The sequence below is a fragment of the Halomonas sp. B23F22_3 genome (assembly GCF_043496965.1).
Lineage (GTDB): Bacteria > Pseudomonadota > Gammaproteobacteria > Pseudomonadales > Halomonadaceae > Halomonas.
The window spans coordinates 257,587-278,442 of the sequence record NZ_JBIEKG010000003.1 but is presented as its reverse complement, the minus strand read 5'-3'; the positions used below and the strand labels follow the sequence as shown (position 1 = coordinate 278,442).

The window sequence follows — 20,856 nt, the reverse complement described above, 5'->3', positions numbered from 1 at the left end:
CTATCACGTTTATCGGCTGACGCCATTTACCCAAACGTCGAAACGTCGGGTATCATACACGCGCGACGCAAAAGGGACCACGTATGAAAATCGCCACCATCAATGTCAACGGCATCCGCGAAGCGGTCGGACGGGGCTTCCTCGACTGGCTGGCCAACCAGGATGCCGACGTCGTCTGCGTGCAGAACCTCAAGGCCAAGAGCTTCGAGCTGGACGATAGCATCCTCTATCCGGAGGGCTACGAGGGCTACTTCCTCGATGCGGAGCAGGACGGCTTCTCGGGGGTCGGCCTCTACTGCCGTCAGATCCCCAAGGCCATCATGTACGGCCTGGGCTTCCCCCAGTGCGACCACGAGGCGCGCTTCCTGCAGGCGGACTACGACCGCTTCAGCATCGCCAGCTTCCTGATGCCCGACGGCAGCGACTATGCCGCCAAGCAGGCCTTCATGGCCCAGTATCAGGAGTACCTGTCGAAGATGGCCCGCAAGCGCCGCGAGTACATCATCTGTGGCTCCTGGCACATCGCCCACAAGACCATCGACCTGGAGAACTGGGCCGACAACCAGACCACGCCCGGCTTCAAGCCCGAGGAGCGTGCCTGGATGGATCAGGTCTTCGGCCCCACCGGCTTCATCGACACCTTCCGCGAGATCAACCGCGACGCCGGCGAGTACACCTGGTGGCCGAAGCTCGACCAGGAGGTGCCGCGCTCCCGCCAGGAGGGCTGGCGCATCGACTACCAGATCGTCGGGCCGAACTTCCGCCGCCACGTGGTGGACGCCTGGATCGACTACGACGCGACCTTCTCGGAGTTCGCGCCGCTGATCGTCGAGTACGACCTGACGCTCTGAGCCCGCTCCCTACGTCGCCGTTCCGGCCCGTCCGGAACGCAACGCGCCGGCCCTCGGGCCGGCGCGTTGCGTTATGGCATGGCGCGCCCTGAGGGACCGGCTCAGCCCCGAATGCCCAGCGCCTCGCGCTGATGGGCGAACAGCTCGGTGCCGGCCTTCTCGGCCAGGTCGAGCATGGCGTTGAGCTCGGCACGGCTGAAGGTGCCGGCCTCGGCGGTGCCCTGCACCTCGATCAGCTCGCCGCCCTCGGCCATCACCACGTTCATGTCGGTGTCGGCGCTCGAGTCCTCGGGATAGTCCAGGTCGACCACCGGCTGGCCCTTGTAGAGCCCCACCGAGATCGAGCCGACCAGCTGGTGGAAGGGGTCGCCCTTGATCAGCTTCTCGCGCTGCAGGTAGCGGATGGCATCGATCAGTGCCACGCAGCCACCGGTGATGGCGGCGGTGCGGGTGCCACCGTCGGCCTGGATGACGTCACAGTCGACGGTGATGGTGTACTCGCCGAGCTTCTTGAGGTTCACCGCCGCGCGCAGCGAGCGGCCGATCAGCCGCTGGATCTCCAGGGTACGGCCACCCTGCTTGCCGCGGGTCGCCTCCCGGCCGCCCCGGGTGTGGGTGGCGCGGGGGAGCATGCCGTATTCGGCGGTCACCCAGCCCTGCTTCTTGCCGCGCAGCCAGCGCGGCACGCCGGCCTCGACGCTGGCGTTGCACAGCACCTTGGTATCGCCGAACTCCACCAGCACCGAGCCCTCGGCGTGGCGGGTGTAGTCGCGGGTCAGGCGGATATCGCGGGACTGGTCGGCGGCGCGTCCGCTGGGACGCCGGATCTCCGAGGTCATGGCAGCTCTCTTGAATCGGGAAGATGACGGGAAGACACCCGTGGAATGGCGACCATTCTACACGCTCTGGTCTACACGGTCTGGGCGGGGAATCGGTTACACTGCCAGCCCTTGCACATCACGCGTCATCGGGAGGCTCCATGGTCCACAGCATGACCGCCTTTTCACGCCAGGAGCGCGACGGCGAGGCCGGCCGGCTGCAGCTCGAGCTGCGCTCGGTCAACCAGCGCTACCTGGAGCCCCATTTCCGACTGCCCGAGGCGCTGCGCGACCTGGAGCCGGCCTTCCGCGAGGCGCTGCGCACGCGCCTGGCCCGCGGCAAGGTCGAGTGCACCCTGCGCTTCGAGCCCTCCGGCGACGAGGCCGAGCCGAGCGTCGACCAGGCGCGACTCGAAGCCCTGGCCGCCACCCTGGAGGAGGTGCGCCAGCGCGTGCCCAGCGCCGCCATGCCCGATGCCCTGCGCCTGCTCGACCACCCGGGCGTGCTCGAGCGTCGCGCCCCGGACCTGGAGGCCGTGAAGCAGCAGGGCCTGGCGCTATTCCAGGCCGCCCTGGATGACCTGATCGCCGGCCGCGCCCGGGAGGGCGAGAAGCTCGCCGCGCTGATCCGCGAGCGCCTCGAAGCGGTCAACGAGCAGGTGGTCGAGGTGCGCCGGCTGATGCCGCGTATTCTCGAGCGCCAGCGAGCCCAGCTGCTGGAGCGGCTGGCAACCGTCCGCGCCGAGCTCGATCCCCAGCGACTCGAGGCCGAACTGCTGCTGCTCGCCCAGAAGGCCGACGTCGAGGAGGAGCTCGATCGCCTCGCCACCCACGTCGCCGAGGTGGAGCGCCAGCTCGGCCAGCCAGGCCCGGTGGGGCGTCGCCTGGACTTCCTGATGCAGGAGCTCAATCGAGAGGCCAACACCCTGTCGTCGAAGTCGGTGGTCGCCGAGACCACCCGCTGCGCCGTCGAGCTCAAGGTGCTGATCGAGCAGATGCGCGAGCAGATCCAGAACATCGAGTAGTGGTGCGTTCAGGCCGGGCGCTTGCCCTGCGCCTCCCGCAAACGACGCTTCATCCACAGCAGGCTTGAAAGCGAGGTGGCCGCCAGCAGCGCGACGCCGCCGGCGAACCCCATGCCGGCGGGGGCCAGGCCGAAGGCACGGACCGCCAGCCCGATGCCCACCACCGGGATCGACAGGGCGATGTAGGCGACGATGAAGAAGGTCGCGGCGACGCCGCCGCGCTGGTCGGCGGGACTGGCCTGCACGACGGCGCCCAGGCCGGCGCGAAAGGCCATGCCCTGGCCGGCGCCCGCGACGAGCGCCCCGAGAAGGAAGACGGCCAGCGAGCCGAGCCCGATGCCGGCGCCCACCAGCGAGGCGCCAAGGATCACCCCCAGGCAGCCGAGCGGTAGCCGCCAGGGTGCCGGAAAGCGCTCCTGCAGGAGCTGGCCGAGGGTCGAGGCGAAGAACACCGACCCGGCCACCAGCCCCGACAGCGCCAGGCTGTCATGGCCGAGCACGCCGATCATGAAGGCCGGCGCCGTGGCGGTGAAGAAGCCGAGCAGGGCGAATCCGGCGAAGCCGGCGATCGCCGCCGGAAAGAAGAGCGCGCGGACCTCGTTCGGCACCTGCAGCCGCTGCAGGCCCAGTCTCGGCCGCGCCGGGCGGGTCACGGTCTCCGGCACCCGGAGGATCACCAGCGCCGCCAGCGCGGCCAGCGCCAGATGCACCCCATAGGCCAGGCGCAGCGGCCAGGGCAGGACCTCGACCAGCAGGCCGGCCACGATCGGCCCCAGCCCCAGGCCGCCCATGTTGACCGCAGTGGCCAGGAAGGCCGCCCGGCGCGGCCAGGCCCGGGGCGCCAGCTCCATCACCGCCACCGTGGCGGTCGCCGTGAAGATGCCGGCGGACACCCCCGAGACGAAGCGGGCAACCAGCAGGCTCGAAAGGCCGTCGCTCGACAGGAAGATTCCATCGCTGATCGCCGCCGCCGCCAGCCCGGCCAGCAGCATCGGGCGACGCCCGAGCTGATCCGACCAGCGCCCGGTCATCACCAGGGCCCCCATCACCCCCAGCGCGTAGACGGCGAAGATCACCGTGATGGTCAGCGGCGAGAAATCGAAGCGCGCCTGATAGACCGGATACAGCGGCGTGGGCAGGGTGGTGCCCAGCATGGTGATCAGAAACGCCAGCGCCACCCCGAGGAAGGGCAGCGCCGACTCCGCCGAACGGCGATCGTCAGCCGTCGTCATCGAGTCCTCCCAAGGCCCCATCGGGCCGTTGTCGAATCAGGCCAGGGCCAGCGTGGCACGCTCCCGCGCCAGGGCGACCAGGAAGATCGCCAGGCCACCGAGCGCCATGGCCATGCCCACGAGGCCCGTGGCCGACCAGCCCAGCCCCACCGTCACCGCCAGGCCCCCCAGCCAGGCACCGAGGCCGTTGGCGATGTTGAAGGCGGCATGATTGAGGGTCGCGGCCATGGTCTGGGCATCGCCGGCGACGTCCATCAGCCGGGTCTGCAGCGGCGGCACCAGGGCGCCGCAGGTACCCACCAGGCCCACGAACAGCAGGCCGCTCCAGATCCGATCGGCGGCCAGGAAGAAGCCCAGCTGCACCAGCGCGGCCCAGATCAGCACGCCGGCGATGGCCCGGCGCTGGTCGGCGTCGGCGAGCCGCCCGCCGACCAGGTTGCCGATCACCGATCCCACCCCGAAGGTCGCCAGCACCAGCGGCCCCAGCGCCTCGGGCATGCCGGCCTGATGGGTCAGGGTCGGCATCGAGTAGCTGAACACGCTGAACATGCCGGCGAAACCGATGCAGGCCACGGCGAGGGTATAGAGCACCCGCGGCCGGGTGATCGCCGAAAGCTCCGAGCCCAGGGAGGCACCATCATTCGGCGGCTGCACCGGCACCCACCACCGCACCAGCAGCGCGGTGGCGAGTCCCAGGGCGCCGACCAGCACGAAGGCGGCCTTCCAGCCCGCGAGGCCGCCGATCCAGGTGGCCAGCGGCGCCCCGGCCAGGATCGCCAGGGTCAGGCCTGCCAGCACCCGGCCCACCGCGCGACCCCGCTCATGGGGCTCGGCGACGTTGGCGGCGACCAGCGCCGCCACCCCCAGATAGACGCCGTGAGGCAGGCCGGCGATGAAACGCAACACGACGAAGCCATGGAAGGACGGCGCCAGCAGGGTCAGCAGGTTGCCAGCGGCGAACAGCACCATCAGGCCGATCAGCAGCCGGCGGCGGGGAATCCTCGCGCCGAGGGCCGAGATCAGTGGTGCGCCCACCACCACCCCCAAGGCATAGGCACTGATGGCGAGGCCCACGTCCTGGACCGCGATGCCGAAGTCCTCGGCGATGCGCTGCATCAGCCCCATGATCACGAATTCGGTGGTGCCGATGGCGAAGCCGCCCAGCGCCAGGGCGATCTCGGCCAGCCGGGGGGACGATCGGGGACGAAGGGCATCCGTTGGCATCTCACGCTCCTTGGGGCGGTGGCAACGCCACCGCCAGGCGGCGCGAAAAGGGAGCCATTATCCCAGAGGCCGGCGCGGTATGCGATAATCGCTCCCCGGCCGGGCGAGGGATCATCGGTGCGCCCGCGGCGCCGCGAGGGGGTGCTTCATGCCCCAGCTCCTCGCCACCTGGCCGCCGGGGCCAGCACGCCCGGCCCGGTCGAGGGCTCGCCCGAGTAGAACCGCGAGTTGGGCCAACACATCGCGTAGACTCCGGGGATGCCCGTGACGCCGTCCGACACACTCCGCCCCATCGGCATCATCGCCGCACCACGGTGGCTGCCTCTGCTGTTCATGGCCTGCCTCGTTGCGCTGCCGGCCACCGGCCGAGCCGCGCCGCCCTCCGCCGGCGATGACCGGGTCATCGTGATCGGCGGCGATCACTATCACCCCCCCTACGAATTCCTCGACGAAGACGGCCGTCCCGCGGGCTATGACGTCGAGCTGTCCCGAGCCATCGCCGAGGTGATGGGCATCGAGGTGCGCATCGAGCTGGGCCCCTGGAGCGAGATGCGCCGCAAGCTGGAAAGCGGCGAGATCGATGTCCTGCAGGGCATGTCGTACTCCGAGGCCCGCGATGCCAGCTTCGACTTCGCCCCACCCCACGCCATCGTCCATCAGTCGATCTTCGCCCGCCGCGGCACGCCACCCGTGGAGCGCCTGGCGGACCTTCGCGGCCAGGAGGTCATCGTCCAGCGCGGCGATATCATGCAGGACATGCTGATCGAGCAGGATGTGGGGGCCGAGCTGTTCACCACCGACACCCATGCCGACGCGCTGCGCGCCCTCGCCGCCGGCCAGCGTGACTATGCCCTGGTGGCCAACCTGCCCGCCCTGTATCTCAGCCGTGAACTGGGACTGAACAATCTGGTGCCGGTCGCCCGCCCCTTCTCGCTGCGCTACGGCTATGCCGTCAAGGAGGGCAACGCCGACGTGCTGGCCCAGTTCAGCGAGGGCCTGGCCATCCTCAAGAACACCGGTCGCCATCAGGCCATCTACGACAAGTGGCTGGGCCCCCTGGAGCAGGGGCAGGGCCTGCCCTGGAAACGGCTTGGGCTGATCGGCGCCCTCGCCTCGGGGCTGCTGCTGCTGATCCTCGGCGGCATCGTGGTCTGGAACCGCCTGCTCAAGCGCGAGGTGGCGAGCCGCACCGAGGAGCTGCGCCGCCAGCAGCAGCAGCTGATCCAGGCCGACAAGATGTCCTCGCTGGGCGTCCTGGTCTCCGGCGTCGCCCACGAGATCAACAACCCCAGCGGCCTGCTGCTGCTGAACCTGCCGGTGCTGCGAGATGCCCACGACGATGCCCGCCCGATCCTCGAGGCTCACTATCGCGAACACGGCGACTTCCCGTTCGGCGGCCTGCCCTACTCACGCATGCGCGACGAGGTGCCCTCGATGCTCGACGAGATGCTGGAGGGCACCCAGCGCATCAAGCGGATCGTCGGCGACCTCAAGGACTTCGCCCGCCAAGGCAGCCCCGAGCTCGGCGAGCGCCTCGACCTCGACGAGGCGGTCAAGACCGCGGTGCGCCTGGTCGACAACTCGATCCGCCAGGCCACCGACCGCTTCGAGGCGCACTACGCCGGCGACCTGCCCGCCGTGTGGGGCAACGCCCAGCGCATCGAGCAGGTGGTCATCAACCTGGTGCTCAACGCCTGCCAGGCCCTGGAGGGGCGTGACCAGGGCATCCGCCTGACGACTCGCTACCTGGCCGACGACGAGACCGTGATCCTGGAGGTGCACGACGAGGGCCGCGGCATCGACCCGGAAGCGCTCACCCGGCTGACCGACCCCTTCTTCACCACCCGGCGCGAGTGCGGCGGCACCGGCCTGGGGCTATCGGTCTCCGCCGGCATCGTCCGCGAGCACCACGGCCAGCTGGACTTCACGTCCCAGCGCGGCCGGGCCACCACCGTCACCCTGACGCTGCCCGTGGCCTCGGCCGCCGACGCTGCCACCTCCCACCAGGACGATCGATGAGCATGAACCTCTATCCCGCCTTCGGCCTGCTGCTGGTCGATGACGAGCCCTCCTACCTGCGCAGCCTGAGCATCGCGCTGGAGCGCAGTGGCGGTATCAACCACCTCCACTGCTGCCAGGACAGCCGTCAGGTGATGGACATCCTGGCGCGAGAGAACATCGGCCTGGTGACGCTGGACCTGACCATGCCCCACCTGTCGGGCGAGGCGCTGCTGCGGCGTATCGTCGAGGAGCATCCCGATGTCGGGGTGATCGTGATCAGCGGCCTGAACCAGGTGGAGACCGCCGTCGACTGCATCAAGCACGGCGCCTTCGACTATTTCGTCAAGACCGACGAGCAGAGCCGGCTGATCGAGGGGATCAAGCGCGCCATCCGCCTGCAGGAACTGCGCCAGGAAAACCTGGAGCTGCGTCGACGCTTCCTCGACGACACCCTGGAACACCCCGAGGCCTTCGCCGACATCATCACCGACGACAAGGGCATGCGCTCGGTCTTCCAGTACCTCGAGTCGGTGGCGCCCTCCAGTCAGCCCTTGCTGATCGGCGGCGAGAGCGGGGTCGGCAAGGAGCTGATCGCGCGGGCCGCCCATGATCTGAGCGGCCGCCGCGGCCCGCTGGTCTGCGTCAACGCGGCAGGGCTCGACGATGGCGTCTTCGCCGATACCCTGTTCGGGCATGAGAGAGGGGCCTTCACCGGGGCCGATCGCCCCCGTGCCGGCATGGTCGAACAGGCCGCGGACGGCACCCTGTTTCTCGACGAGATCGGTGACTTGAACCCGGCGTCCCAGGTGAAGCTGCTGCGCCTGCTCCAGGACGGCGAGTACTATCCGCTGGGCAGCGATCGCCCCAAGCGGGCCCGGGCGCGCATCGTGGTGGCCACCCATCACGACCTCGAGGCGTGTCAGCGAGACGGCGGCTTTCGCAAGGATCTCTACTACCGGCTGCGCACCCACCAGGTCCAGATCCCCCCTCTGCGTCGCCGCCGCGGCGACATCCCGCTGTTACTGGACCACTTCCTCGCCGAGGCCGCCGACGAACTCGGCAAGCACCGGCCGACGTACCCGCCCGAGCTGCCCGTGCTGCTGGGTACCTACGCCTTCCCCGGCAACGTCCGCGAGCTACGTGCCATGGCCTACGACGCCATGAGCGTTCATCGCTCGCGGACGCTGTCCATGGCGGCCTTCAGGCGGGCCATCGATCCGGGCCTTGCCGGCCTCGAGCCGTCGGCCGAGGCGTCCGTCGAACGCGCCGTCTTCGCGCCGGACGAGCCGCTGCCGACGCTGCACGAGGTCGCCGACCTGCTGGTCCGCGAGGCCATGCGCCGCGCCGAGGGCAACCAGTCGATCGCCTCAAGGCTGCTGGGCATCTCCCAGCCGGCCCTCAGCAAGCGGGTGAAGAAGCTGCGCGAGTCCGGCGCGGAACCCCTATAACCCCGACGCCTGGTTAACCCAGGTTATAGCGCCGTATAGCCTTTTATTTCAGTTGCTTACAGATCGACAACCCCCCGAAGCACCTCGAAGTTATACCCCTTGGCCCTCGTCACCCGGGCCAAGGACTCCGGGGAAACTCATAAAAAACAAATACATAAAGAGAACATCACCACCTGGCACGCCCCTTGCAATTGATGGCGTGGCTCCATGACGAGGGCCGCGACACACCAAGAACAAGAGGTTCAACGATGCCAACCATCATGAAGGCGGCCGTCCCGGCCGCGACCGTCTCCCCCGCCATGACGATCGCCAGCGTGGGAGGTGCCGCATGCTCGCGTTGATCAACGACCTGCTGTGGGGCAAGGTGCTGATCGCCCTGCTGATCGCCGTCGGGGTCGGCTTCACAGTGGCCTCGCGCTGCGTGCAGTTCCGCTACTTCGGCCGCATGTTCCGCATCCTCGGCGCCAGCCAGGCCTTCAAGAAGGACCAGCACGGCCACCTGAGCTCCTTCCAGGCGTTGCTGCTGTCGGTGGCCGGGCGGGTCGGCGGCGGCAACATCGCCGGCGTCGCCGTGGCCATCACCCTGGGCGGCCCGGGCGCGGTGTTCTGGATGTGGGTGGTCGGCCTGATGGGCATGGCCACCAGCTTCCTCGAGTGCACCCTGGCCCAGGCCTACAAGACCGCCGAGCCCGACGGCACCTACCGCGGCGGCCCGGCGCGCTACATCGCCCGGGGGCTCGGGCGCCGCTGGACCTGGCTGGCCGGCCTCTACTCGGTGCTGCTGCTGGCCACCTTCGGCTTCGCCTTCACCGCCCTGCAGTCCTACGCCGTGGCCACCTCCTTCGATGATGCCTTCGGCATCCCGGCGCATATCACCGGCCTCGGCCTGGCGCTGCTGGTAGGACTGATCGTCTTCGGTGGCGTCAAGCGCATCGCCCGGGTCACCGAGGTGCTGGTTCCGGTGATGGCGGGGGGCTACCTGCTGATCGCGCTGGTGGTGCTGGGCCTGAACGTCACCCAGATTCCGGACGTGATCGCGCTGATCGTGAAGAGCGCCTTCGGCCTCGAGCCGGCCATCGGCGGCGGCATCGGCGCGGCGATCCTGATGGGCGTCAAGCGCGGCCTGTTCTCCAACGAGGCCGGCCTCGGCAGCGCGCCCAACGTCGCCGCCGTCGCCTACGTGCCGCACCCGGTCAACCAGGGCGTCGTGCAGGCCTTCTCGGTGTTCATCGACACCCTGATCATCTGCTCCGCCACCGCCTTCATCATCCTGCTCGGCGGCGCCTACGATCCGGCCCTCGGCGCCGGCATCGATGGCATCGCCCTGACCCAGGCCTCCCTGGCCGATCATATCGGGGAGTGGGGGCGCAGCTTCGTCAGCATTGCGCTGCTGCTGTTCGGTTTCAGCACCATCCTCTACAACTACTACCTGGGCGAGAACAGCCTCGACTTCTTCAGTCGCGGCAATCGCACCCTGTTCAACGCCTTCCGCCTCGCCATCATCGGCCTGTGCATCTGGGGGGCGATGACCGACCTGGGCACCGTCTTCGCCTTCGCCGACACCACCATGGGCCTGCTGGCCCTGGCCAACCTGATCGCGCTGATCCTGCTCTTCAAGCCGGGGCGGCGCATCCTGCGCGACTTCGACGACCAGATCCGCGCCGGCGTCGAGCAACCGATCTTCGAGGCCGACAAGTTCAGCGACCTCAACGTCGACCCGGCGGCCTGGGAGATCGAACCCGAGGATCGCGAGCGCGTGCGCCGCCCCCAGACGGCATCGCCGACCACTCCCTGAACGGGCTTCGGCGCCCGGACGTCATCGGCCCGGCCGCGGCACCTGCCGCCGCCGGGCCGTCGCGTCCTCGCGCCCTTCGCGACAACCAGCCAGAGAGTGCTCATGGACACGATGCAGGAGATGCAGGAATGGGTGGAAAGCCTGGAGCGTCGCGCCAGAACCCGACTGGGCAACGGCCGCGTCGCCGACTATATTCCGGCGCTGGCGCAGCGGCGAGCCGACCAGTTCGGCATCGCCCTCTGCACCAATAACGGAGACGTCTACTGTGCCGGCGAGGCCCAGGAATCGTTCTCGATTCAGAGCATCGCCAAGGCGCTGCTGCTGACCCTGGCCTTGCGCGTGCACGGCGACACCCTGTGGACGCGGGTGGGCCGCAACCCCTCGGGCATGCCCTTCAATTCGCTGACCCAGCTGGAGGTGGAGGGCGGCAAGCCCCGTAACCCCTTCATCAACGCCGGCGCCATCGCCGTGACCGATCGTCTGGTCAGCGCCTTCGCCACACCGTCGAAGCACCTCCGCGACGTCGCCCGCCGGCTGTCCGCCAACCCGACGATCCACATCGACGAACGGGTGCAGGCCTCCGAGTGGCGGCATCGAGACCGCAACGCCGCCATGGCCTACCTGATGAAGGCCTTCGGCCACCTGGACAACGACGTGGACGCCGTCCTGCAGGCCTACTTCTCCTGCTGTGCCTTGTCCATGAGCTGCGTCGATCTCGCGCGGGCCTTCAATTTCCTGGCCGCCGGGGGCTACGCCCGCCCCCTGGGCGAGCAGTTCATCGCGCCCGACCTGTCGCGGCGGATCAACTCGCTGCTGTTCACCTGCGGCATGTACGACGCGGCGGGCGACTTCGCCTACCGGGCCGGCCTACCGGCCAAGAGTGGGGTCGGCGGCGGGATCATCGCCATCGTCCCGGGCTGCTTCTCGGTCTGTGCCTGGTCACCGGCGCTGGATGAGTGCGGCAATTCGGTGGCCGCTCAGTACGTCCTCGAGCTCCTCGCCGACGATATGGGCCACGGGGCCGGGGCCCTCCTCACCACGGCGCCTGCATCCGGGGTAGCGCCCTGGTGGCCTCGCCCCCCGTCGAGCCGGGCCTCCCGGTGATCCACCGGGTGACGCCCGGCCTGACTCACGCCCTCAGGATCGGGGCCCCTTGCCCCCTGAGGCCGGAGGCGCGAACCGGGATGCTGTAGAGCGAGGGCCAATCTATGCGATACTTCGCGCCTTTCCGAGCCGCTCGCTCTTCCGCTGTCAACGTCAGGGACCTCGCTCATGGCCCAAGGTACGCTCTTCATCGTTTCCGCTCCCTCCGGCGCCGGCAAGACCAGCCTGGTGCGCGAACTGATCGAAAGCCTCGACGGCATCCAGGTCTCGGTCTCGCACACCACCCGCGAGCGCCGCGAGGGCGAGGTCGACGCCGTCAACTACCACTTCGTGGACGTGCCGACCTTCGAGGCGATGGTCGAGCAGGGCGACTTCTTCGAGTACGCCCGGGTGTTCGACAACTACTACGGCACCTCGCGCAGCGCCGTGCAGGCGATGCTCACCGCCGGCCAGGACGTGATCCTGGAGATCGACTGGCAGGGGGCCCGCCAGGTGCGAGCGCAGCTGCCCGACGCCGTCTCGGTGTTCATCCTGCCCCCCTCCCGCGAGGAGCTGGAGCGTCGCCTCGCCGGCCGCGGCACCGACGAGCACGCGGTGATCGCCCGGCGCATGCGCGACGCGGTGGACGAGATGTCCCACCACGACGAGTACGACTACCTGGTGATCAACGACGACTTCACCACCGCCCTGCGCGAGCTGCAGTCGCTGGTGATCGCGCGACGCCTGACCCGCGAACGGGTCAGCGAGCACCATGCCCCGCTGCTGGCGGCCCTGCTGGACTGAGCCCCCGCTGCGCCGCGAGGCATCCAGGCCCCGGCCGAGGCGCTTGTCAGGGCAACCGGGCGTCGAGTAATCTATCCGGTCTACCTGTCGGTGGATGTCCCGGGGCGTTTCTGCGCCGCCCGGGTATTGCCCGTCGGTACCTTACTCTTACATTTCAGGAAGGCATCCATGGCACGTGTCACCGTCGAAGACTGTCTCGAAAACGTCGAAAACCGCTTCAAGCTGGTGATGATCTCCACTCACCGTGCCCGCCAGCTGGCCCGCGGCTCCCGCGACGCCCTGCTGCCCTGGGAAAACGACAAGCCCACCGTGATGGCGCTGCGCGAGATCGCCGCCGGCAAGGTCGACGCCAGCGTGCTCGACGAGCCCGTCGAGGCGGCGCCGGTGCGCGTGCGCCCCGAGTTCGAGCCGGGCAGCCACCCCGAGGAGTGATCCTGCCCTCTCGGCGCAGGAGCGCTTTCCCTCTGTCCGCAGAGCCAACACGCAGCATTCAGGGCGCGCCGCATGTTCACCATCGATGACCTGGCCGATCGACTCGGCGGCTATCTTCCCAAGGACGAGATCCAGCAGGTCAGGCGTGCCTTCTACTATGCCGAACAGGCCCACGACGGCCAGCGGCGTCGGTCCGGCGAACCCTATGTGACCCACCCCCTGGCGGTCGCCAACATCCTCGCCAACATGCACATGGATCATCAGAGCCTGATGGCCGCCATGCTGCACGACGTGATCGAGGACACCGGCGTCGCCAAGAAGGCCCTGGCCCGGCAGTTCGGCGAGCCGGTGGCCGAACTGGTCGACGGCGTCTCCAAGCTGACCCAGATCACCTTCGAGGACAAGGCGGTCGCCCAGGCCGAGAACTTCCAGAAGATGGTGCTGGCGATGTCTCGCGACATCCGGGTGATCATCGTCAAGCTCGCCGACCGGCTGCACAACATGCGCACCCTGGGCGCCCTGCGTCCGGAGAAGAAGCGCCGCATCGCCCGCGAGACCCTGGAGATCTACGCCCGCATCGCCAGCCGGCTGGGCATCAACACCATCCGCGTCGAGCTCGAGGACCTCTCCTTCCAGGCCCTCTACCCGATGCGCGCCGAGCGCATCAAGCGCGCGGTCTCCAGCGCCCGGGGCCATCGCCGTTCGACGATCCGCCAGCTGCAGACCAGCCTGCAGCAGAGCCTCGACGACGAGGGCCTGACGGGCACGGTGATCGGCCGACAGAAGCACCTGCTGTCGATCTATCGCAAGATGCGCGACCAGCGGAAGTCCTTCGCCGAGATCATGGACGTGTTCGGGTTTCGCATCATCACCGAGGACGTCGACAGCTGCTATCGCATCCTCGGCGTGGTGCACAACCTCTACAAGCCGGTGCCGGGGCGCTTCAAGGACTACATCGCGATCCCCAAGGCCAACGGCTACCAGAGCCTGCACACCACGCTGTTCGGCCGCGGCGGCATGCCCATCGAGGTGCAAATCCGCACCCGCGAGATGGAGGCCCTGGCCAACAACGGCGTCGCCGCGCACTGGCTCTACAAGGCCGGCCAGACCGATCACCCCATCGCCCAGGGCAGCCATGCCCGGGCCCGGGCCTGGGTCAAGGGCCTGCTCGAGATGCAGCGCCACGCCGGGGACTCGCTGGAGTTCATCGAGCACGTCAAGAACGACCTCTTCCCCGACGATATCTACGTGTTCACGCCCAAGGGCGACATCATGGAGCTGCCCCAGGGCGCCACGGTGATCGACTTCGCCTACAGCGTGCACACCGACATCGGCAACAGCTGCATCGCCTGTCGCATCGACCGCCACCTGGCCCCGCTCTCCACCCGGCTCGAGAGCGGCCAGACCCTGGAGATCATCACCGCCCCCGGGGCGCGGCCCAACCTGGCCTGGCTCAACTTCGTGATCACCGCCAAGGCACGCTCGGCGATCCGCCACGCCCTCAAGCACCAGCAGCAGACCGAGGCGGTCCAGCTCGGTCGGCGCCTGCTCAACAAGGCCCTGGCCCAGTTCGAGACCAGCCTGGAGGAGCTGCCCGAGGGGGTGCTCGAGCGCCTGCTCGAGGAGCATTCGCTGAAGAGCGAGGCACCGCTGCTCGAGTCTATAGGGCTCGGCACCCGCGTCGCCCACGTGGTGGCGCGCCGGCTGGTCGGCCTGCTGCAGGGCGAGCCCGACGAGTCGGGCAGGCCCCCGGGACAGCCGCCGGCCCCCCATCAGCCGATCCTGATCAGCGGGGCGGAGGGCATGGTGATCAAGTTCGCGCGCTGCTGCCGACCGCTGCCCGGCGATCCGGTGCTCGGTCATCTCTCGGTGGGCAAGGGGATCGTCGTGCACCGCGCCGAGTGCCGCAACCTGGGCGACCTGCGCGACGATCCCGACAAGCTGTTCGCCCTGGAGTGGTCCGCCGACATCGACGAGGACTTCCCCGCGGCCCTGCGCCTGGAGATGGAGAGCCGCCGCGGCCTGGTCGCGGAGCTCGCCGGCCTGATCACCGACGCCGGCGCCAACATCGAGCGCATCGATATTGAGGAGCGCGACGCGCGGCTGTCGATCGTCAACCTCATCCTCTCGGTGCGCAACCGTGTGCATCTGGCGCGCATCATCAAGCGCCTGCGCAACCTGTCTCACGTGGGACGCATCACCCGACTCGGCAACTGATCCTGCAACGCCCCACCCGCCGCCGACGGCGGCGGGTGGGGCGTTGCTTTTCTCGACATGCAGAACACCAATAACGTCACGAGGAGCACCACCATGAGCAACAAGGCCGTGATCAACACCGACCAGGCACCCGCCGCCATCGGCCCCTACTCCCAGGCCATCAAGGCCGGCAACACCGTCTACATCTCCGGTCAGATCCCCCTGGACCCGACCAGCATGGAGATCGTCTCCGACGACTTCGAGGCCCAGGCGCGCCAGGTCTTCGCCAACCTCAAGGCCGTCTGCGAGGAGGCCGCCGGCACCCTGCAGGACGTGGTCAAGGTCAACCTCTACCTGGTCGACCTGGGCCAGTTCGCCGTGGTCAATCAGGTGATGGAGGAGTACTTCAAGGCGCCCTTCCCGGCGCGGGCCGCGGTGGGCGTGAAGGCGCTGCCGAAGGGCGCCCAGGTCGAGGCGGAAGCCGTGCTGGTCATCGGCGACTGATCCCCGCCGACGGCCCCCTTCGGCATGCGCCTCTTCCTGGCCCTGATGCCGCCGCCGGCCCTGCGCCGGCGGCTCGGCGAGCTCGCCGAGTGGGCCCACGCCCACTGCGGCGGGCGCCGCGTGCCCGATGAGAGCCTGCACCTGACCCTGGCCTTCCTCGGCGAGATCCCGGAAGCGCAGGCCGAGGCACTCTCGACCTGGGTGGCGGGACGGGACGTCCCCGAAGGCGAGTGGCGCCCGGACGCCTGGGGGGCCTTTCGCCGCCCGGGCATCGTCTGGGTGGGCAGCCAGACGCCCGATCGGGCACTGGTGAGCCTCCAGGCCTCGCTGTGGCACGACCTCGAACGGCAGGGCATCACGGGCCGACCGTCACGCTTCATCCCCCACGTGACGCTGCTGCGCCGGGCCCGACGGCTGGAGACCGCGGGGCTGACGCCGCCGGACCTGGTCTGGCCCTACCGGCAGGTGGCGCTGGTGCGCTCCTTCACCGATCAATACCGCGCCCGCTACCAGACCCTCGCACGCTCGCCACTCACCTGAACAGGCCGTCCTGATCGGGCCGTCGGCCCCTCACGCCTTTTCGGACAGGAAGCCCCCGGCCTTCAGCACCTGGGCATAGCCCTCGCGATAGCTCGGATAGCGGAAGCGATAGCCACTCTCGAGCAGGCGCGCGTTGTCGCAGCGCTTGCTGGCGCGGCGGCGCAGGGGAGACTGGATGGTTTCGGTGGCCTCGACCTTGAGCTGTTTCGCGAGCCACGCCATCACCTCGTTGAGCGGCGCGGGTTCACAGTCGCTGCCGAGGTAGAGCGGCGCAAGCGCCTCGCCGGCGAGCGACAGGCCGATCAGGTGGGCCAGCACCCCGGCGCAGTCGTCGCGGTGGATACGGTTGGAGTACATCACGGGGCTCGCCGGGGCGATACGCCCCTCGCCGACCTGGCGGATCAGGCGATCGCGACCGGGACCGTAGATCCCCGAGAAGCGCACCACCGTGCCGGGCAGGTCGTGGTCGAGCAAGGCCTGCTCGGCCTCGCACATCAGGGTGCCCGAGAAGCCGAACGGTTCGGCGGGGCTCTCCTCGTCGACCGCCTCGCCGTCGCGCTGGGCATAGACGCTGGTCGAGGAGACGAAGAAGACCCGCTGCGGCGGCCGGTCGCGGCCGGCGAACTCCTGGAGCACGGCCTTCAGGCCGTCGGGATAGGCGGCGCGATAGGCCTCCTCGTCGAAGCGATCGGCGCTGACCACGTAGACCAGGGTGTCGGCGTCGGGCAGCCCGGGCAGGGTGGCCGGATCGGCGAGGTCGACCGCCACGGCCTCCAGGCCGCTGCCGTCGAGTGCCTGGGGATGGCGGCGTGCCCCGATCACGCGGTGACCCGCCTCGAGCAGCTCGTGCCCCAGCGCCATGCCGATGTCGCCGCAACCGAGAATCAGTGTCGTCGTCTTCACCTTTCCCTCACCCCCTGATAAAAAGTCCCTATTGGCATTATTGTGTCCCATCCTATCGGGCATGATCGCCTTCGACCGTCACCCGCTTTAGAAGAGGATGCCTGCCGGCACCACATGACTCTAACAGAACTCCGCTATATCGTGACACTGGCCCAGGAGCGCCACTTTGGACGCGCCGCGGAGCGCTGCTTCGTCTCCCAGCCGACCCTGTCGGTGGCCGTCAAGAAGCTCGAGGAGGAGCTCGGCGTGGCGCTCTTCGAGCGCTCGAAATCCACCGTGCAGGTCACCCCGATGGGGGAGCGGATCGTTGAACAGGCCCAGCGCGTTCTCGAACAGAGCAGCGTGATCAAGGAGCTGGCCACGGCCGGCCGCGACCAGCTGGCGAGCCCGCTGCGCATCGGCGCCATCTACACCATCGGCCCCTACCTCTTCCCATACCTGATCCCCGAGCTCACCCGGCAGGCCCCCCAGATGCCGCTCTACATCGAGGAGGGCTTCACCGGCAACCTGCGTCGCAAGCTCAGGAGCGGCGAGCTCGATGCGATCATCATCGCGCTGCCCTTCACCGAGACCGACGTGGTCACCAAGCCGCTCTACGAGGAGACCTTCGAGGTGCTGCTGCCGGCCGATCACCGGTGGGCCGAGCGCGAGAGCATCGACAAGGAGGACCTGCTGGAGGAGCGCCTGCTGCTGCTCGGCGAGGGACACTGCTTCCGCGATCAGATCCTCGAGGCCTGCCCGGCCATCAGCCACCAGCTCAACAGCCCCTCCAACACCCTCACCGCCGAGGGAGGATCGCTGGAGACCATCCGCCACATGGTGGCCTCGAAGCTCGGCATCACCGTGCTGCCGCGCTCGGCCATCGGCACCAGCCACTACGAGAGCGGCATGCTGATCAGCCGCCCCTTCACCGCCCCGGCGCCCGCGCGCACCGTGGCCATCGCCTGGCGTGCCAGCTTCCCGCGACCCCGGGCCATCGATGCCGTCACCGAGGCCATCGCGCACTGCCGGCAGGCCGAGCTCGACCCGGCATGAGCGAGCTCGATGCCCCCGTCACGGACCTCAAGGGCGTCGGCGAGGCCCTGGCCGGGAAGCTCGCCCGGCTGGGCATCGAGCGCGTCGCCGACCTGCTGTTCCATCTGCCGCTGCGCTACCAGGACCGCACCCGCATCACGCCCATCGCCACCCTGAGCGCCGGCCATGAGGCCGTGGTGGAGGGCGAGGTGGTCGCCGGCGAGGTGGTGCACGGGCGGCGGCGCAGCCTGCTGGTGCGCCTGCGCGACGGCTCCGGCATCCTCAGCCTGCGCTTCTTCCACTTCTCTCCCGCCCAGCAGCAGCAGTTCCAGGCCGGGGCCCGGGTACGCGCCTTCGGCGAGGCCCGCGCCGGCGCCACCGGGCTCGAGCTCTACCACCCGGAGTATCGCCTGCTGGGCGGCGGCGACGCCCCGGTCGAAGACCACCTGACGCCCATCTACCCGGCCACCGAGGGGCTTCACCAGACCCGCCTGCGGGCGCTGATCGACCAGGCCCTGGCGCGCCTGGACGCCGACCCCGACGCGCTGCCGGACGGCATTCCCGAGCCGCTTCGCCGGCGCTTCGACCTGCCCGCGCTGCACCACTGCCTGGACACCCTGCACCGGCCGCCGCCGGAGGCCGACCCGGAACAGCTGGCGGGTGGCCATCATCCCGCCCGGCGCCGCCTGGCCCTGGCGGAGCTGCTGGCGCACCGGCTCAGCCTGCAGGAGGTGCGCCAGCGCATCCAGGAGGATGGCGCGCCGGCGCTGCATGGCGGACGCAGCCTGCAGGCCCGCTTCCTGACCCAGCTGCCCTTCTCGCTGACCGGCGCCCAGCGCCGGGTGCTCGACGAACTCGCCGCCGACCTGGCGCGCCGGGTGCCGATGCTGCGGCTGGTGCAGGGCGACGTCGGCTCGGGCAAGACGGTGGTCGCCGCCATGGCGGCGCTCTCGGCCATCGCCGCCGATTGCCAGGCGGCGATGATGGCCCCCACCGAGATCCTCGCCGAACAGCACTACCGCACCTTCAGCGCCTGGTTCGAGCCGCTGGGCATCGAGGTGGCCTGGCTCTCGGGCAAGCTCAAGGGCAAGGCGCGCCTGGACACCAAGGCGGCGATCCAGGATGGCCGGGCACGCATGGTGGTGGGCACCCACGCGCTCTTCCAGGGCGACGTGCACTTCCAGCGCCTGGGGCTCGCCATCATCGACGAGCAGCACCGCTTCGGCGTCCATCAGCGCCTGGCGCTGCGCGAGAAGGGCGAGGCCGGCGGCCTCACGCCCCACCAGCTGGTGATGACCGCCACGCCGATCCCGCGCACCCTGGCGATGAGCGCCTATGCCGACCTCGACGTCTCGGTGATCGACGAGCTGCCGCCCGGACGCACCCCGGTGAAGACGGTGGTGATGCCCGACGAGCGCCGCCCCGAGGTGATGGCGCGCATCCGCCACGCCTGCGCCGAGGGGCGCCAGGCCTACTGGGTCTGCACGCTGATCGAGGAGTCCGAGGCGCTGCAGTGCCAGGCCGCCGAGGCGACCCGCGACGAGCTCATCGAGACGCTGCCGGAGCTCGCCATCGGCCTGGTCCACGGCCGCATGAAGCCCGCCGACAAGGCCGAGATCATGGCGGCCTTCAAGGCCGGGGAGCTGGACCTGCTGGTCGCCACCACGGTGATCGAGGTAGGGGTCGACGTGCCCAACGCCAGCCTGATGATCATCGAGAACCCCGAACGACTGGGCCTCTCGCAGCTGCACCAGCTGCGCGGCCGGGTCGGGCGCGGGGCCGTGGAGAGCTTCTGCGTGCTGCTCTACCACCCGCCCCTCTCCGCCCACTCCCGGGAGCGGCTGGCGGTGATGCGCGAGACCACCGATGGCTTTCGCATCGCCGAGAAGGACCTGGAGATCCGCGGGCCCGGCGAGGTGCTGGGCACCCGCCAGACGGGGCTCGCGCAGATGAAGATCGCCGACCTGGAGCGCGACGCCGACCTCCTGGAGCGCGTCGCGCCCCTGGCCGAGGCCCTGCTGGCGAGCCACCCCGAGGCCAGCCGACCGCTGATCCGCCGCTGGCTCGGTGAGCAGGCGGGTCGCTACGGGCAGGTATGACGGCGGCCAACGGGGCAAGCGAAAGGGGGTTGCTTGTAGCTCAGCGCTCGGCGCTTGTAGCTCGGCGCTTGTGGCTGAGCGCTTAAAGGTGCTTGAGCAGGCGCTGCAGCTTCTTGAGGTCGCCGGAGTCGCCGACCAGCCGCACGGTGCCGGCCATCATGCCGTCGAGGAAGGCCTGCTGGGTAGGCTTTTTGAGCACCCGCAGCGCCGTGGCCTCGTCCGCGAAGCGCAGCTCGAGGTCGAGATCCACCGGCAGGCCCCGGCCCGGGCGAATGCCGCCCGGCGACATGCGGTAGTGCCGGGCGATGGCGAGATCCTCGGTGGCGATGCCCCAGTCCAGGCCGCGCATCTCGCCCAGCAGTTCGCGAAACCGCGCCTTGCGGCGCAGGGCACGCTTGAGCATCAGCCCGAGCAGCCACAGCATCAGTCGCAGCTTCATATCGGCTCCGGAACCGGAGGAAGAGAGAGGAGGTAGGGTCACGCGGCCCGCGGGCGGGCGGGCCGCAGCGCCTTACTTGCCGACGGCGTCCTTGAGGCCCTTGCCTGGCTTGAAGGCGACGGTCTTGCTGGCCGGGATGGTCAGCGGCTGGCCGGTCTGGGGATTCTTGCCGGTGCGCGCGGCACGCTCGCGCACGGTGAAGGTACCGAAGCCGATCAATGAAACGTCCTGTCCCTGAGAAACGCTCCCGGTGATCTCGTCGAGGATGACGTTGAGCACCTGGCTGGCCTTGTCCTTGGATAGATCCGCACGCTCGGCAATCGCCGCGGCGAGTTCTGGCTTGCGCATACAGCCCTCCTGATATTGGCATCGAAACGCCGGCGTTCGTCGCCGACTGGATTATTATTTCATACGACCCGTCAGCGCATCACGCGCCCACCTTCCATCG

At 69.3% G+C, this 20,856-nt stretch carries 19 protein-coding genes; 13 read left to right on the top strand and 6 right to left on the bottom strand.

Annotation, left to right across the window (positions count from 1 at the left end):
* The first annotated feature begins 83 nt into the window (after nt 1-83).
* A complete protein-coding gene (locus ACGTNG_RS07725; protein ID WP_089848094.1) occupies nt 84-851 on the top strand; it encodes an exodeoxyribonuclease III in 768 nt (255 codons plus the stop codon).
* Nucleotides 852-952: 101 nt separating this feature from the next.
* On the opposite strand, the gene rph is transcribed toward ACGTNG_RS07725, so the two are convergent.
* Nucleotides 953-1,690 carry a ribonuclease PH gene (gene rph / locus ACGTNG_RS07720; protein WP_394576431.1) on the bottom strand — a complete coding sequence of 246 codons (738 nt, stop codon included), beginning with the start codon at nt 1,688-1,690 and terminating at the stop codon, nt 953-955.
* 140 nt (nt 1,691-1,830) lie between these two features.
* Between rph and ACGTNG_RS07715 the strand changes: the two genes are divergently transcribed.
* Complete coding sequence (locus ACGTNG_RS07715) at nt 1,831-2,694, top strand: YicC/YloC family endoribonuclease (protein ID WP_394576430.1); 864 nt, start codon at nt 1,831-1,833, stop codon at nt 2,692-2,694.
* Between the two features lie 8 nt (nt 2,695-2,702).
* Here ACGTNG_RS07715 and ACGTNG_RS07710 read toward each other — a convergent pair whose 3' ends face one another.
* Complete coding sequence (locus ACGTNG_RS07710; RefSeq protein ID WP_394576429.1) at nt 2,703-3,926, bottom strand: MFS transporter; 1,224 nt, start codon at nt 3,924-3,926, stop codon at nt 2,703-2,705.
* A 36-nt stretch (nt 3,927-3,962) separates the two neighbouring features.
* Nucleotides 3,963-5,150, bottom strand: coding sequence for an MFS transporter (locus ACGTNG_RS07705; protein ID WP_394576428.1), 1,188 nt, complete (start codon nt 5,148-5,150; stop codon nt 3,963-3,965).
* A gap of 264 nt (nt 5,151-5,414) precedes the next feature.
* Between ACGTNG_RS07705 and ACGTNG_RS07700 the strand changes: the two genes are divergently transcribed.
* The 9 genes from ACGTNG_RS07700 (at nt 5,415) to thpR (ending at nt 15,953) form a co-directional block, all read left to right on the top strand.
* Nucleotides 5,415-7,169 carry a transporter substrate-binding domain-containing protein gene (locus tag ACGTNG_RS07700; protein ID WP_394576427.1) on the top strand — a complete coding sequence of 585 codons (1,755 nt, stop codon included), beginning with the start codon at nt 5,415-5,417 and terminating at the stop codon, nt 7,167-7,169.
* Nucleotides 7,166-8,599 carry a sigma-54-dependent transcriptional regulator gene (locus ACGTNG_RS07695; RefSeq protein ID WP_394576426.1) on the top strand — a complete coding sequence of 478 codons (1,434 nt, stop codon included), beginning with the start codon at nt 7,166-7,168 and terminating at the stop codon, nt 8,597-8,599. The genes ACGTNG_RS07700 and ACGTNG_RS07695 overlap by 4 nt, the downstream gene beginning before the upstream one ends.
* Nucleotides 8,600-8,927: 328 nt before the next feature.
* Nucleotides 8,928-10,394, top strand: coding sequence for an alanine/glycine:cation symporter family protein (locus ACGTNG_RS07690; RefSeq protein ID WP_394576425.1), 1,467 nt, complete (start codon nt 8,928-8,930; stop codon nt 10,392-10,394).
* 102 nt (nt 10,395-10,496) lie between these two features.
* The gene (glsB, locus tag ACGTNG_RS07685; RefSeq protein WP_394576424.1) at nt 10,497-11,498 is read left to right on the top strand and encodes a glutaminase B; all 1,002 of its coding nucleotides are present in this window, start codon (nt 10,497-10,499) and stop codon (nt 11,496-11,498) included.
* A gap of 168 nt (nt 11,499-11,666) precedes the next feature.
* The gene (gene gmk / locus ACGTNG_RS07680; RefSeq protein ID WP_394576423.1) at nt 11,667-12,281 is read left to right on the top strand and encodes a guanylate kinase; all 615 of its coding nucleotides are present in this window, start codon (nt 11,667-11,669) and stop codon (nt 12,279-12,281) included.
* Between the two features lie 168 nt (nt 12,282-12,449).
* On the top strand, nt 12,450-12,713 hold the full coding sequence (gene rpoZ, locus ACGTNG_RS07675) for a DNA-directed RNA polymerase subunit omega (protein ID WP_108446244.1): 264 nt from the start codon (nt 12,450-12,452) through the stop codon (nt 12,711-12,713).
* A gap of 72 nt (nt 12,714-12,785) precedes the next feature.
* Nucleotides 12,786-14,930, top strand: coding sequence for a RelA/SpoT family protein (locus tag ACGTNG_RS07670; protein WP_394576422.1), 2,145 nt, complete (start codon nt 12,786-12,788; stop codon nt 14,928-14,930).
* Nucleotides 14,931-15,023: 93 nt separating this feature from the next.
* Nucleotides 15,024-15,413, top strand: a complete 390-nt coding sequence (gene ridA, locus ACGTNG_RS07665; protein WP_138178848.1) for a deaminase RidA — start codon at nt 15,024-15,026, stop codon at nt 15,411-15,413.
* Between the two features lie 24 nt (nt 15,414-15,437).
* On the top strand, nt 15,438-15,953 hold the full coding sequence (gene thpR / locus ACGTNG_RS07660; RefSeq protein ID WP_394576421.1) for an RNA 2',3'-cyclic phosphodiesterase: 516 nt from the start codon (nt 15,438-15,440) through the stop codon (nt 15,951-15,953).
* A 30-nt stretch (nt 15,954-15,983) separates the two neighbouring features.
* Here the strand turns inward: thpR and ACGTNG_RS07655 are convergent, their stop codons facing one another.
* On the bottom strand, nt 15,984-16,856 hold the full coding sequence (locus ACGTNG_RS07655) for an SDR family oxidoreductase (RefSeq protein WP_394576420.1): 873 nt from the start codon (nt 16,854-16,856) through the stop codon (nt 15,984-15,986).
* A gap of 114 nt (nt 16,857-16,970) precedes the next feature.
* Here ACGTNG_RS07655 and ACGTNG_RS07650 point away from each other — a divergent pair, with 114 nt between their 5' ends.
* Nucleotides 16,971-17,891 (top strand): hydrogen peroxide-inducible genes activator, encoded by a 921-nt coding sequence (locus ACGTNG_RS07650; RefSeq protein ID WP_394576419.1) that lies wholly within the window; start codon nt 16,971-16,973, stop codon nt 17,889-17,891.
* Nucleotides 17,888-19,969, top strand: coding sequence for an ATP-dependent DNA helicase RecG (gene recG / locus ACGTNG_RS07645; protein ID WP_394576418.1), 2,082 nt, complete (start codon nt 17,888-17,890; stop codon nt 19,967-19,969). Before ACGTNG_RS07650 ends, recG begins: the two co-directional genes overlap by 4 nt.
* Nucleotides 19,970-20,051: 82 nt before the next feature.
* Here the strand turns inward: recG and ACGTNG_RS07640 are convergent, their stop codons facing one another.
* Nucleotides 20,052-20,408 (bottom strand): hypothetical protein, encoded by a 357-nt coding sequence (locus ACGTNG_RS07640; RefSeq protein ID WP_394576417.1) that lies wholly within the window; start codon nt 20,406-20,408, stop codon nt 20,052-20,054.
* 72 nt (nt 20,409-20,480) lie between these two features.
* A complete protein-coding gene (locus ACGTNG_RS07635) occupies nt 20,481-20,756 on the bottom strand; it encodes an HU family DNA-binding protein (RefSeq protein ID WP_152485135.1) in 276 nt (91 codons plus the stop codon).
* Nucleotides 20,757-20,856: the final 100 nt, after the last annotated feature.

What these genes read in the sequence shown, in the direction of transcription:
- ACGTNG_RS07725 (WP_089848094.1), top strand. Translation starts at nt 84, where the DNA reads ATGAAAATCGCCACCATCAATGTCAACGGCATCCGCGAAGCGGTCGGA.
- rph (WP_394576431.1), bottom strand. Translation starts at nt 1,690, where the DNA reads ATGACCTCGGAGATCCGGCGTCCCAGCGGACGCGCCGCCGACCAGTCC.
- ACGTNG_RS07715 (WP_394576430.1), top strand. Translation starts at nt 1,831, where the DNA reads ATGGTCCACAGCATGACCGCCTTTTCACGCCAGGAGCGCGACGGCGAG.
- ACGTNG_RS07710 (WP_394576429.1), bottom strand. Translation starts at nt 3,926, where the DNA reads ATGACGACGGCTGACGATCGCCGTTCGGCGGAGTCGGCGCTGCCCTTC.
- ACGTNG_RS07705 (WP_394576428.1), bottom strand. Translation starts at nt 5,150, where the DNA reads ATGCCAACGGATGCCCTTCGTCCCCGATCGTCCCCCCGGCTGGCCGAG.
- ACGTNG_RS07695 (WP_394576426.1), top strand. Translation starts at nt 7,166, where the DNA reads ATGAGCATGAACCTCTATCCCGCCTTCGGCCTGCTGCTGGTCGATGAC.
- ACGTNG_RS07690 (WP_394576425.1), top strand. Translation starts at nt 8,928, where the DNA reads ATGCTCGCGTTGATCAACGACCTGCTGTGGGGCAAGGTGCTGATCGCC.
- glsB (WP_394576424.1), top strand. Translation starts at nt 10,497, where the DNA reads ATGGACACGATGCAGGAGATGCAGGAATGGGTGGAAAGCCTGGAGCGT.
- gmk (WP_394576423.1), top strand. Translation starts at nt 11,667, where the DNA reads ATGGCCCAAGGTACGCTCTTCATCGTTTCCGCTCCCTCCGGCGCCGGC.
- rpoZ (WP_108446244.1), top strand. Translation starts at nt 12,450, where the DNA reads ATGGCACGTGTCACCGTCGAAGACTGTCTCGAAAACGTCGAAAACCGC.
- ACGTNG_RS07670 (WP_394576422.1), top strand. Translation starts at nt 12,786, where the DNA reads ATGTTCACCATCGATGACCTGGCCGATCGACTCGGCGGCTATCTTCCC.
- ridA (WP_138178848.1), top strand. Translation starts at nt 15,024, where the DNA reads ATGAGCAACAAGGCCGTGATCAACACCGACCAGGCACCCGCCGCCATC.
- thpR (WP_394576421.1), top strand. Translation starts at nt 15,438, where the DNA reads ATGCGCCTCTTCCTGGCCCTGATGCCGCCGCCGGCCCTGCGCCGGCGG.
- ACGTNG_RS07650 (WP_394576419.1), top strand. Translation starts at nt 16,971, where the DNA reads ATGACTCTAACAGAACTCCGCTATATCGTGACACTGGCCCAGGAGCGC.
- recG (WP_394576418.1), top strand. Translation starts at nt 17,888, where the DNA reads ATGAGCGAGCTCGATGCCCCCGTCACGGACCTCAAGGGCGTCGGCGAG.
- ACGTNG_RS07640 (WP_394576417.1), bottom strand. Translation starts at nt 20,408, where the DNA reads ATGAAGCTGCGACTGATGCTGTGGCTGCTCGGGCTGATGCTCAAGCGT.
- ACGTNG_RS07635 (WP_152485135.1), bottom strand. Translation starts at nt 20,756, where the DNA reads ATGCGCAAGCCAGAACTCGCCGCGGCGATTGCCGAGCGTGCGGATCTA.